The sequence below is a fragment of the Serratia sp. 506_PEND genome, assembly GCF_001076875.1.
Lineage (GTDB): Bacteria > Pseudomonadota > Gammaproteobacteria > Enterobacterales > Enterobacteriaceae > Serratia > Serratia marcescens.
Window position 1 is genome coordinate 1 of record NZ_JVEL01000223.1, and the last position, 11,916, is coordinate 11,916.

At 61.2% G+C, this 11,916-nt stretch carries 9 protein-coding genes; 4 read left to right on the forward strand and 5 right to left on the reverse strand.

Features of this window, described 5'->3' with window-relative positions:
• The first annotated feature begins 85 nt into the window (after nucleotides 1-85).
• Nucleotides 86-850: a tRNA isopentenyl-2-thiomethyl-A-37 hydroxylase MiaE gene (gene miaE / locus ADK28_RS05700; protein WP_015376459.1), complete on the forward strand. Its 765-nt coding sequence runs from the start codon at nucleotides 86-88 to the stop codon at nucleotides 848-850.
• Between the two features lie 15 nt (nucleotides 851-865).
• Here the strand turns inward: miaE and ADK28_RS05705 are convergent, their stop codons facing one another.
• From ADK28_RS05705 to pepA, 5 genes are all read right to left on the reverse strand, one after another.
• Nucleotides 866-2,473, reverse strand: coding sequence for a GMC family oxidoreductase (locus ADK28_RS05705; RefSeq protein ID WP_048795135.1), 1,608 nt, complete (start codon nucleotides 2,471-2,473; stop codon nucleotides 866-868).
• A gap of 225 nt (nucleotides 2,474-2,698) precedes the next feature.
• Nucleotides 2,699-3,202, reverse strand: a complete 504-nt coding sequence (locus ADK28_RS05710; protein WP_033638868.1) for a GNAT family N-acetyltransferase — start codon at nucleotides 3,200-3,202, stop codon at nucleotides 2,699-2,701.
• 200 nt (nucleotides 3,203-3,402) lie between these two features.
• Nucleotides 3,403-6,279 (reverse strand): valine--tRNA ligase, encoded by a 2,877-nt coding sequence (locus ADK28_RS05715; RefSeq protein WP_048795136.1) that lies wholly within the window; start codon nucleotides 6,277-6,279, stop codon nucleotides 3,403-3,405.
• Between the two features lie 12 nt (nucleotides 6,280-6,291).
• Nucleotides 6,292-6,741, reverse strand: a complete 450-nt coding sequence (locus tag ADK28_RS05720) for a DNA polymerase III subunit chi (protein WP_016929275.1) — start codon at nucleotides 6,739-6,741, stop codon at nucleotides 6,292-6,294.
• A gap of 231 nt (nucleotides 6,742-6,972) precedes the next feature.
• Nucleotides 6,973-8,484 (reverse strand): leucyl aminopeptidase, encoded by a 1,512-nt coding sequence (gene pepA / locus ADK28_RS05725; RefSeq protein ID WP_004933352.1) that lies wholly within the window; start codon nucleotides 8,482-8,484, stop codon nucleotides 6,973-6,975.
• Between the two features lie 282 nt (nucleotides 8,485-8,766).
• On the opposite strand from pepA, the gene lptF reads away from it, so the two are divergent.
• From lptF to ADK28_RS05740, 3 genes are all read left to right on the forward strand, one after another.
• Nucleotides 8,767-9,861 carry an LPS export ABC transporter permease LptF gene (lptF, locus tag ADK28_RS05730; RefSeq protein ID WP_004933351.1) on the forward strand — a complete coding sequence of 365 codons (1,095 nt, stop codon included), beginning with the start codon at nucleotides 8,767-8,769 and terminating at the stop codon, nucleotides 9,859-9,861.
• Entirely contained in the window at nucleotides 9,861-10,931 is a 1,071-nt protein-coding gene (gene lptG / locus ADK28_RS05735) for an LPS export ABC transporter permease LptG (protein WP_004933350.1), read from the forward strand. The genes lptF and lptG overlap by 1 nt, the downstream gene beginning before the upstream one ends.
• Before the next feature lie 136 nt (nucleotides 10,932-11,067).
• A complete protein-coding gene (locus tag ADK28_RS05740; RefSeq protein ID WP_048795137.1) occupies nucleotides 11,068-11,784 on the forward strand; it encodes a LuxR family transcriptional regulator in 717 nt (238 codons plus the stop codon).
• Nucleotides 11,785-11,916: the final 132 nt, after the last annotated feature.

The following is an 11,916-nucleotide window of genomic DNA, read 5'->3' on the forward strand; positions in this document are numbered from 1 at the left end:
CCCAGTCACTTACCTGAGTAAGCTCCTGGGGATGAGTGAGCTGGCCGCCTAGCTGCAACTTGAAATACATAGGGCAATGAAGCCGATGACATACCAATCCCTGTTAGCCCCGATTTTAAGCTTCCTGCACTGTGAAACTCCCGACGCCTGGATCGACGCCGCGCGCCGTCCGGAAAACCTGCAGCTGTTGCTGACCGACCACCTGGTGTGCGAGCTGAAGGCCGCGCAGACCGGCATGTGGCTGATCCGCCGCTACGTGGCGGACAAAGAGAGCGGCGACGCGCTGTTGGCGCTGCTGCGGCCCTACGAGGCGTTTCTGCACGAGGCGCAGGGCGCGCCGGACACGCTGTTCCGCCAGGGCCAGTTCACCCGCAAGATCCTGCCGAAAAACGGCTCGGCCTACGGCCAGGATTTGGCGGATCGCATGGTGCTGTTGATCAAGGAAGAGCTGCATCACTTCTCGCAGGTGCTGGAGATCATGCAGGCGCGCGGGATCCCGTATCGCAAGATCACCGCCAGCCGCTACGCCAAGGGCATGATCCGCGAGATCCGCACCCACGATCCGGCGACGCTGATCGACAAACTGATCTGCGGCGCCTACATCGAAGCGCGATCCTGCGAACGCTTCGCCAAACTGGCGCCGCACCTGGACGACGAGCTGAACCGCTTTTACGTTTCGCTGCTGCGATCCGAAGCGCGGCATTATCAGGACTACCTGACATTGGCCGAGCAGATCGCCGGCGGCGACATCAGCGAACGGGTGGCGCATTTCGGCCGCCTCGAAGCTGAGCTGATCCTGTCGCCGGACAGCGAGCTTCGCTTCCACAGCGGCGTGCCCGCCGCCGCCTGACGTTGAGGCGCGCCCTTACTGCGGCGCGCCCAGCAACAAATCTACCGCCTTTTCCGCCAGCATGATGGTCGGCGCATTGGTGTTGCCGCTGGTGAGCTGCGGCATCACCGAGCAGTCGATCACCCGCAGCCGTTCAAAACCGTGCACCCGCAGCTGCGGATCGGTCACCGCGTCCTGCGGCGACGGCCCCATGCGGCAACTGCCCACCGGGTGATACACCGTCTTGCAGAAGTTGCGCACGAATTCTTCCAGCTGCGCTTCATCGCGCGTCCACTCCGGCTGCGGCATCAGCAGATCTTTGATCAGCGGCTTCAGCGCCGCGGTTTGCAGGAAATCCAGGCCGAACTTCACCGCGCGCACGCTGCCGGCCAGATCGTCCGGGTGGCCGAGGTAGTTGGCGTGCAGCTTGACCGGATCGCGCGGGTTGCTGCTGCGCAGCTGCACTTCGCCGCGCGCCTTCGGCTGCAGGTAGCCGACCTTGAGCGTGAAGCCGTGAATGTTCGGCAGCGGCTCGCCGGGCACGTCGTCCCAGCTGTCCAGCAGCGGCAGGAAGTGGATCTGCACGTCCGGCCGGCCGTCGCCCTGGCTGTCGGTGAAGGCGGCGCCTTCCAGCACGTTGGATGAGAGCACCCCGCTGCGAAACGCCAGCCACTGCGCGCCGTGGCTCAGCGCCTGCAGGCCGCGATCGGCGCCGAACAGGCTGATCGGCTCGCGGGTGCTGACGTTGATCGACATGTGCAGGTGGTCGTGGAAGTTTTTGCCCACCGGCAGATCCGCCCGCACCTCGATGCCCAGTTGCTGCAGGTGGTCGCGCGGGCCGATGCCGGACAGCATCAGCAGCTTCGGCGAACCGACCGCGCCGGCGCTGACGATCACCTCTTTGGTGGCGCGCGCGGTCACTTCGGCGCCGCCGTTCTGGCTGTAGACCACGCCGGTGGCGACGTTGCCCTCGAAGGTCAGCCGGTGCGCCAGGGCGTTCAGTTTCACCACCAGCCGCCGTTCGTCGCGCACCGCCTTCAGGTAGGTGCGGGCGGTGCTGGCGCGTTCGCCGTTGTGGGTGGTGGTTTGGTAGAAACCGACGCCGTGCTGGCTGTCGCCGTTGAAGTCGTTGCGATAGGGCAGGTTCAGCTCCTGGCCGGCGCGGATAAACGCCATGCTGAGCGGGTGGCGATAGCGGTTTTCGCTGACCGGCAGCAGCCCGTCGGCGCCGTGGTAGTCGTCGGACAGGCTTTCGTTGGCCTCGGCGCGTTTGAAGTAGGGCAACACCTCGCGGTAGCTCCAGCCGGTGCAGCCGTGGCGTTCGGCCCAGTCGTCGTAGTCTTGCGGCTGGCCGCGCAGGTAGATCATGCCGTTGACCGAACTGCTGCCGCCCAGCACCTTGCCCTGCGCGATCTGCATGCGGCGGTTGTTGGCGTGCGGTTCCGGCTCCGTCTCGTAGGGCCAGCTCTTTTTGGCGATGATTTTGGCCACCCCGGCCGGCATCTTGATAAACAGGTTATTGTCGTCGCCGCCGGCTTCCAGCAGCAGCACCCGCGCCTGGGTGCGGCGGATCAGCTGCGCCGCCAGCACGCAGCCGGCGGAACCGGCGCCGACGATGATGTAATCAAAGGTATTTTCCGACATGACAGCTCTCCGTGCGCGATTGGGATACTGGCAGAGTAACGCGGGGGAAAAGGCGGTCAATTTGCGATCGTTAATTTATTAACGAACTTCACATTAAATTTACATCGTGGTTTTTAACGTCAGTTTATCTGCTTGAAAAACGGCGTTATAGCGAGTTTTACTGATTGATTGCGATATTAATAAAAAAGGCACAGCAAGCTGCGCCCTGATGAAGAGGCGGGGCGATTACAGCGTTTTCAGCATGGTGACTTCACAATCGACGTGGCCGGTGGCGCCCATCGCGTGGTCGATGTGTTCAAAACCCAGGTGTTCGTACAGCGCGACGGCCTGCGTCAGGCTGGCGGTGGTTTCGAGATAACAACAGCGGAAGCCGTGCTGGCGGGCGAAATCCAGCGCCTGCAGCGCCAGGCGTTTCGCCAATCCCTTGCCGCGCAACACCGGCAGGAAATACATCTTCTGCAATTCGCAAATATCGTCTGCGCCGCCCTGCAGCGGTGCGACGCCGCCGCCGCCGGCGACCTGGCCGTCCACCTCGATCACCCAGTAAGCGCTGCGCGGCAGGCTGTAGAGTTGATACAGGGCGTCCAGGTTGGGATCGGAGACGGTATAGCCTTTATCCGCCGTCAGGCCGTGCTCGGCGGAGACTTCGCGAATGACGTGAGCAATGGCGGGATTGTCTTCCGCCGTGATGGGGCGCACCAGCAGGCGCGCCGGGGTTGCTGTTGTCATGTTTACACTCGCCATTGAAAGAGACCACGTTCGTTTTTCATTTTTATCGCAGCGCGAAACGCGCCGGGGGTTATTTCCCGGCGGCGTCCCTGCAGCAGTAATATCTTGTAATAACATCTAACCCGGCCCGGATGCAACGGCGATAAAAAAACAGCGGGGAAGACCCCGCTGTTTTTCAGGCGTTGGCGTGAGCCGGTGGATTACAGCGCGGCGATGGTCGCCTGCTGTTCCTGCAGCTTCACTTTGCCTTCTTTGCAGGCCGCCAGACGATCGCGTTCTTTGGCGACCACCGCTTCCGGCGCGCGCGCCACGAAGCCTTCGTTCGCCAGCTTGCCTTCGATCGAAGCGATTTCCGCATCCAGTTTGCCCATCTCTTTGGCCAGACGCGCGATCTCGGCGTCCTTGTCGATGAAACCGGCCATCGGGATCAGCAACTCGGCGCCGTCCACCAGCTTGGTGACGGAGACCGGGCCTTTCTCACCGGCCGGCAGCAGCGCGATGGATCCCAGGCGCGCCAGGCGGGCGATAAAGCTTTGGTTCTCCTGCACGCGGCGCTGGGCGTCGGCGCTGCAGTTGCGCAGCAGCACGTCGAGCGCTTTGCTTGGCGCGATGTTCATCTCGGCGCGGATGTTGCGCACGGCGATGATGGTTTGCTTGATCCACTCCAGATCGTTCAGCGCCTGCTCGTCTTCCAGCGCGGCGTCGTAGGCCGGGAACGGCTGCAGCATGATGGTGTCTGCGGCCGTGCCGGTCAGCGGCTTCACGCGCTGCCAGATGGTTTCGGTGATGAACGGAATGATCGGGTGCGCCAGGCGCAGCAGCGCTTCCAGCACGGTGATCAGCGTGTGGCGGGTGCCGCGCTGTTCCGCTTCGCTGCCGTTGCTCACCACCGGCTTGGTCAGCTCCAGATACCAGTCGCAGAACTGGTTCCAGGTGAATTCGTACAGGATGTTGGCCGCCAGATCGAAGCGGTAGGTATCCAGCGCTTCGCGGTAGGCTTTCACCGTGCGGTTGAATTCGGCCAGGATCCAGCGATCCGCCAGCGACAGTACTTTCTCGCCGCCGTTGAAGCCGCAGTCGTGCGCTTCGGTGTTCATCAGCACAAAGCGGCTGGCGTTCCACAGCTTGTTACAGAAGTTGCGGTAGCCTTCCAGGCGCTTCATGTCCCAGTTGATGTCGCGGCCGGTCGAGGCCAGCGCCGCCAGGGTGAAGCGCAGGGCGTCGGTGCCGTGCGGCTCGATGCCGTTCGGGAACTGCTTCTCGGTGCGCTTGCGGATTTTCTCCGCCAGCTGCGGCTGCATCATGTTGCCGGTGCGTTTTTCCAGCAGGTCTTCCAGCGAGATGCCGTCGACCATGTCCAGCGGGTCGATCACGTTGCCTTTCGACTTGGACATCTTCTGGCCTTCGTCGTCGCGGATAAGACCGGTCATGTAGACGGTCTTGAACGGCACCTGCGGCTTGCCGTTTTCATCCTTGATGAAGTGCATGGTCAGCATGATCATGCGCGCGATCCAGAAGAAGATGATGTCGAAGCCGCTGACCATCACGCTGGTCGGGTGGAAGGTTTTCAGCGCGTCGGTCTGCTCCGGCCAGCCCAGGGTGGAGAAGGTCCACAGGCCGGACGAGAACCAGGTGTCCAGCACGTCTTCGTCCTGGGTCAGCGCCACGTCGGCGCCCAGGTTGTTCTCGCTGCGCACTTCTTCTTCGCTGCGGCCCACATAGACTTTGCCGTTCACGTCGTACCAGGCCGGGATGCGGTGGCCCCACCACAGCTGACGCGAGATGCACCAGTCCTGAATGTCGCGCATCCAACTGAAGTACATGTTTTCGTACTGCTTCGGCACGAACTCGATTTGGCCCTGTTCGACCGCTTCCACCGCCACTTTGGCCAGCGGCGCGGTGCGCACGTACCATTGGTCGGTCAGCATCGGCTCGATCACCACGCCGCCGCGGTCGCCGTAAGGCACCGTCAGGTCGTGCGGTTTGACCTCGTCCAGCAGGCCCAACTGATCGAAGGCGGCAACCACCGCTTTACGCGCCGCGAAGCGCTCCAGGCCGCGGAACTCGGCCGGGATCTCGTTGCAGTAGTCGGTGCAGACTTCGCCCAGGGTGTTGAACACTTCCGCTTCCTGACGGATGTCGCCGTCGAAGGTCAGAATGTTGATCATCGGCAGGCCGTGGCGTTTGCCGACTTCGTAGTCGTTGAAATCGTGCGCCGGGGTGATCTTCACGCAGCCGGTGCCTTTTTCCATATCGGCGTGTTCGTCGCCGACGATGCGGATGCGACGGCCGACCAGCGGCAGAATGATCTCTTTGCCGATCAGGTCTTTATAGCGCGGATCTTCCGGGTTGACCGCCACGCCGGTATCGCCCAGCACGGTCTCCGGACGGGTGGTGGCGACCACCAGGTAGTCTTTGCCCTCGGCGGTTTTCGCGCCGTCGGCCAGCGGATAGCGCAGGTGCCACATCGAGCCTTTGGATTCGCGGTTTTCCACTTCCAGATCGGAGATGGCGGTGCGCAGCTTCGGATCCCAGTTCACCAGGCGCTTGCCGCGGTAGATCAGATCTTCTTTGTGCAGACGGACAAACACTTCGCGCACCGCGTTCGACAGACCTTCGTCCATGGTGAAGCGCTCGCGCTCCCAGTCCACGGAGTTGCCCAGACGGCGCATCTGACGGGTGATGGTGCCGCCGGATTCCGCCTTCCACTGCCAGATCTTGTCGATGAACGCGTCACGGCCGTAGTCGTGGCGGGTTTTGCCTTCTTCTGCGGCGATCTTGCGCTCCACCACCATCTGGGTGGCGATGCCGGCGTGGTCGGTGCCCGCCTGCCACAGGGTGTTTTTACCCTGCATGCGCTGATAGCGAATCATGGTGTCCATGATGGTCTGCTGGAACGCGTGGCCCATGTGCAGGCTGCCGGTGACGTTCGGCGGCGGGATCATGATGCAGAAGCTTTCCTGGCTGGTATCGCCGTTCGGCTTGAAGTAACCCTGACTCTCCCAGTGATCGTACAGCTTCTGTTCGATCTGTTTTGGGTCGTATGCGGTGTCGAGCTGACTGTTTGTCTTTTCCATTCTTTATCGTATTCAGTGAGTTGGCGGCGTAGCCGTGGTCAAATGGAAGCCGACGCTGCGATAGGCCTTGTAACGGTCGCGCGCCAACTGTTTCAGAGTGTCTTCGTAAGGAACGAAGTCTACCACTTCATGGAAAGCGGTAGCAAAGTCGGCAAACTGCGGCAGCAGGGCGATCAGCAGATCGCGCGGGGCATTGCCGCGCTTGCCGGGCCAGCACAGTTCCACCGGCGCGCCGTAGTGCGGCCCTTCGCCAGCCAGGTTGTGCGGCACGAATTCATGCGGCTCGCGCTGCCACAGCGCTTCGTCCAGCCGCTGGGCCTGCTCCTGGCTCTCGCAGGCGATCAGCACCCGCTTGCCGGAACGCCAGCGTTCGGCGGCAACGGCGCAGGCCACGGCCTCATGGGCGCTGAGCGCGCCTGACGGTTCCGCGTTGTCGAGCAAATAAAACGTCGCCTGTTTCATTAAGGATCCACCGCTGCCGATAAAAAAACAGGGCACAACATGTAGGTTGCGCCCTTTTTGGGAACGGAGCAGATAACTCTACCCCTTCGCTGCTGAGAGGATTATATACCCAATAGATTTCAAGTTGCAGCTAGGCGGCAAGTTCGTTCATCCCCAGGAGCTGACATCAAGTCAGTGACTGGGGTGAACGAATGCGGCCAACAACGCTGCGGCTTGAAAGATGAAGGGTATTTAATCGTCGCCGTTCAGGCCTGCACGGTTCAGTAAGAACTGCGACAGCAGCGCCACCGGGCGGCCGGTCGCGCCCTTGGCTTTACCGGAGCGCCAGGCGGTGCCGGCGATGTCCAGGTGCGCCCAAGTGTACTTGCGGGTGAAGCGCGACAGGAAGCAGGCGGCGGTGATGGCACCACCAGGGCGGCCACCGATGTTCGCCATGTCGGCGAAGTTGGAGTCCAACTGCTCGTAGTACTCGTCGGCCATCGGCAGACGCCAGGCGCGGTCGCCGGCCTGCTCGGAAGCGCCCAGCAGCTCGTGCGCCAGCGGGTTGTGGTTCGACATCAGGCCGGTGATGTGGTGGCCCAAGGCGATCACGCAGGCGCCGGTCAGGGTGGCGATATCGATCACCAGCTCCGGCTCAAAGCGCTCGACGTAGGTCAGGGTGTCGCACAGCACCAGGCGGCCTTCGGCGTCGGTGTTGAGCACCTCGACGGTCTGGCCGGACATGGTGGTCAGCACGTCGCCCGGACGATACGCCCGGCCGCCCGGCATGTTTTCACAGCCGGCCAGCACGCCGATCACGTTCAGCGGCAGGTTCAGCTCCGCCACCACGCGCATCACGCCGTACACGGTCGCCGCGCCGCACATGTCGTATTTCATCTCGTCCATGCCGTCGGCCGGTTTGATCGAGATGCCGCCGGAGTCGAAGGTCAGCCCTTTGCCTACCAGCACGATCGGCTTAGCGTCCGGATTTGGGTTGCCCTTATATTCCATCACCGACATCAATGATTCGTTCTGCGAACCGGCGCCGACCGCCAGATAGGCGTTCATGCCCAGCTCTTTCATCTGCTGTTCGCCGATGACGCGGGTGGTGATGTTGGTGCTGAAGGCGTCCGCCAGCTGACGGGCCTGCGAGGCCAGGTAGCCGGCGTTACAGATGTTCGGCGGCATGTTGCCGAGATCTTTGGCCGCCTTGATGCCGGAAGCCACCGCCAGGCCGTGCTGGATGGCGCGCTCGCCGCTGGTGAGCTCACGGCGGGTCGGCACGTTGAACACCATTTTGCGCAGCGGACGACGCGGCTCCACCTTGTTGCTTTTCAGCTGATCGAAGGTGTAGAGCGTCTCTTTGGCGGTTTCCACCGCCTGACGCACTTTCCAATAGGTGTTGCGGCCTTTCACGTGCAGCTCGGTCAGGAAACAGACCGCTTCCATCGAGCCGGTGTCGTTGAGGGTATTGATGGTTTTCTGGATCACCTGCTTGTATTGGCGCTCATCGAGCTCGCGCTCTTTGCCGCAGCCGATCAGCAGGATGCGCTCGGAGAGAATGTTGGGCACATGGTGCAGTAGCAGCGTCTGCCCGACCTTGCCTTCCAGTTCGCCGCGGCGCAGCAATGCGCTGATATAACCATCACTGATTTTGTCGAGTTGTTCTGCGATAGGGGACAGGCGGCGCGGTTCGAAAACGCCGACTACAATACAGGCACTGCGCTGTTTTTCCGGGCTACCGCTTTTTACACTGAACTCCATGCACTCTCCTGAATCTTAAAGACAAAGGCGGACGCTACGGCTAGAATAACCGACTCCGTAACGATCTCCCGCTATTTGAGTTAACGGATTATGTTAACCTGAACGGCGTAAATTGCTCTGTTTTGGCGACTATAAGCAAGTTCCTATAGGACACCCAAACGGCTTGATGTTGTAATACTATTTTAGCTGTGAAGGTTGCCATATGATGAGAATAAATGGCGGATTAGCGATGAAATTATCGATTTTCCTGCAAAAAGACAAGTTTTCACAGGCGTAATAAGCGTGATCATCATAAGATATCTGGTACGGGAAACGCTCAAGAGCCAAATCGCCATCCTGTTCATCCTGCTTCTGATCTTCTTTTGTCAGAACCTGGTCAGGGTGTTGGGCGACGCGGTGGACGGCAATATCCCGACAAACTTAGTACTCTCTCTGCTCGCTCTGGGCGTGCCGAAGATGGCGCAGCTCATCCTGCCTTTGAGCCTGTTTCTCGGCTTGCTGATGACGCTTGGGCGGTTGTATACCGAGAGCGAAATCACCGTCATGCACGCCTGCGGGCTGGGCAAACGCACCCTGATTATTGCCGCCATGATCCTGGCGCTGTTCACCTCTGCGGTCGCGGCGGTGAACGTGTTTTGGGCCGGCCCCTGGGCCTCGCGCTATCAGGACGTGGTGGTGAACGAAGCCAAGGCCAACCCGAGCATCGCCGGGCTGGCGGAAGGGCAGTTCAAGCCCTCGCAAGACGGCAACGCGGTGCTGTTTATCGGCAACGTGAAGGGCAGCACCTTCAACGACGTGTTCCTGGCGCAGCTGCGGCCGAACGGCAACCAACGCCCGTCGGTGGTGGTGGCCGAGCACGGCAACATCGTGCAGCAGAAAGACGGCTCGCAGGTGGTGACGCTCGACAAGGGCACCCGTTTTGAAGGCACCGCGCTGCTGCGCGACTTCCGCATTACCGACTTCACCGACTACAAGGCGGTGATTGGCCACCGCACCGTGGCGGCGGATAACACCGAATCCGAACAGATGTCGATGCAGACGCTGTGGGAATCCGACGATCCGGACGCGCGCGCCGAGTTCCACTGGCGCCTGACGCTGGTGGTGTCGGTGGCGCTGATGGCGCTGCTGGTGGTGCCGCTCAGCGTGGTGAACCCGCGCCAGGGCCGCGTGCTGAGCATGCTGCCGGCCATCCTGCTGTATCTGATCTTCTTCCTGCTGCAGACCTCGCTGCGCTCCAACGCCGGCAAGGGCAAGCTGGATCCGATGCTGTGGCTGTGGCTGGTTAACGGCGTTTACTTCGCGATCGCGCTGGCGCTGAACCTGTGGGATACCGTGCCGATGCGCAAGCTGCGCGCACGCCTGAGAGGAGCGGCCTGATGTTTGGCGTATTAGACCGTTATATCGGTAAAACGATTTTCAACACCATCATCATGACGCTGTTCATGCTGGTGTCGCTGTCCGGCATCATCAAGTTCGTCGATCAGCTGCGCAAGGTCGGCCAGGGCGAATACACCGCGCTGAGCGCCGGCATGTATACCCTGCTGAGCGTGCCGAAAGACATCGAGATCTTCTTCCCGATGGCGGCGCTGCTCGGCGCGCTGCTCGGCCTGGGCCAACTGGCGACGCGCAGCGAACTGGTGGTGATGCAGGCTTCCGGCTTCACCCGCCTGCAGATCGCCGGCTCGGTGATGAAAACCGCCATTCCGCTGGTGCTGCTGACCATGGCGATCGGCGAGTGGGTGGCGCCGCAGGGCGAGCAGATGGCGCGCAACTACCGCGCCCAGCAGATGTACGGCGGCTCGCTGCTCTCCACCAAGAGCGGGCTGTGGGCGAAGGACGGCAACGACTTCATCTACATCGAGCGCGTCTCCGGCGACAAAGAACTCTCCGGCGTGAACATCTACCACTTCAACGATCAGCGTCGCCTGGAAACGGTGCGCTATGCGGCTACCGCCAGCTTCGAGAACGGCCTGTGGCAGCTTTCGCAGGTGGACACCTCGGATCTGACCAACCCGAAACAGGTGACCGGCACCCAGACGCTGACCGGCGAATGGAAAACCAACCTGACCCCGGACAAGCTGGGCGTGGTGGCGCTGGATCCGGATTCGCTCTCCATCAGCGGGCTGCACAACTACGTGAAGTACCTGAAGCAGAGCGGCCAGGAAGCCAGCCGTTACCAGCTCAACATGTGGAGCAAAATCTTCTCGCCGCTGTCGGTGGCGGTGATGATGCTGATGGCGCTGTCGTTCATCTTCGGCCCGCTGCGCAGCGTGCCGATGGGCATCCGCGTGGTGACCGGCATCAGCTTCGGCTTCCTGTTCTACGTGCTGGATCAGATCTTCGGCCCGCTGAGCCTGGTGTACAGCATGCCGCCGGTGCTGGGCGCGTTGTTGCCGAGCATGCTGTTCCTGCTGATTAGCGTGTATATGCTGCTCAAACGCAAGTAGCGGAGCAAGCGGTAGTGAAGAAAGGCGTGGCCGCGGGGCCGCGCCTTTTTTGTGGGTGCGGCATGCCCCCCGCCTGCGGTTTTTGTCGTGCTATAGTCACCTCAGCGGCAATGCAGGGAGAGGGAGCTGGCAGCCAATGGAAGATGAATATAATCTCAGCAACATTATCGGCAAGCGCCTGGAAGCGGCACTAGGAGAGTTGGGCGATCTCCTGTGGGCGTATGTGGTGTTATCCAAAAAAGACATTGCCTGCATCTTTGGCGTCACCAACTACCCGAGTGAATGGGTAAAAAAGTACCAAGAGCAGGGGTTGCAGTACATTGATCCGGTGGTGCTTACCGCCCGCAACCGCCTGACCCCGTTCGCCTGGGACGAGCAAATCATGGCGGACGCAGGGCTGCACTTTCCTGAGCTGTTCGAACAGGCCCGCGAGTTTGGCGTGACGCACGGCTATACCTTCGTGCTGCACGATTACAACGACAATCTCGTCACGCTTTCCTTTGCCTTCAACCTTGAGCAAAGAGCGGAAGCCATCCAGGCGCTCACCGATCGTAAAGGCGACATTTCGGTATTGCTGGCCTCGCTGCATGAGTCCTATCTGGCGCTGTCCCCACTGACAGCAAAAAACGCCGCAGCCCTGGAGAGAAACGCCCGTTTTACCGACAGGGAAAACGAGATCCTCTATTGGGCCAGCGTGGGTAAAACCTACCAGGAAACGGCGATGATCCTGGGCATCAAGACCGGCACCATCAAGTTTCATATGTCCAACGTCGTCAAAAAGCTAGGGGTCACGAATGCCCGACATGCCGTGCGCCTGGGGATGGAGCTGCGGCTGATTAAACCGGTAGAATGATGGGCTGCTAGCATCCCCGTGGAATACTGAGCCGGCGGCAGCGCAAAGCTAAATAAGTCGGGAGAGGTCTAGAGGTAAAAAGTATCGGCTAGCGAACAGCTGGCCGCCCTCGCCGCCATCTGGCTGGGGTTG

Excerpts from the sequence above, each read along its gene's own strand:
- miaE (WP_015376459.1), top strand. The coding sequence starts at position 86 with ATGACATACCAATCCCTGTTAGCCCCGATTTTAAGCTTCCTGCACTGT.
- ADK28_RS05705 (WP_048795135.1), bottom strand. The coding sequence starts at position 2,473 with ATGTCGGAAAATACCTTTGATTACATCATCGTCGGCGCCGGTTCCGCC.
- ADK28_RS05710 (WP_033638868.1), bottom strand. The coding sequence starts at position 3,202 with ATGACAACAGCAACCCCGGCGCGCCTGCTGGTGCGCCCCATCACGGCG.
- ADK28_RS05715 (WP_048795136.1), bottom strand. The coding sequence starts at position 6,279 with ATGGAAAAGACAAACAGTCAGCTCGACACCGCATACGACCCAAAACAG.
- ADK28_RS05720 (WP_016929275.1), bottom strand. The coding sequence starts at position 6,741 with ATGAAACAGGCGACGTTTTATTTGCTCGACAACGCGGAACCGTCAGGC.
- pepA (WP_004933352.1), bottom strand. The coding sequence starts at position 8,484 with ATGGAGTTCAGTGTAAAAAGCGGTAGCCCGGAAAAACAGCGCAGTGCC.
- lptG (WP_004933350.1), top strand. The coding sequence starts at position 9,861 with ATGTTTGGCGTATTAGACCGTTATATCGGTAAAACGATTTTCAACACC.
- ADK28_RS05740 (WP_048795137.1), top strand. The coding sequence starts at position 11,068 with ATGGAAGATGAATATAATCTCAGCAACATTATCGGCAAGCGCCTGGAA.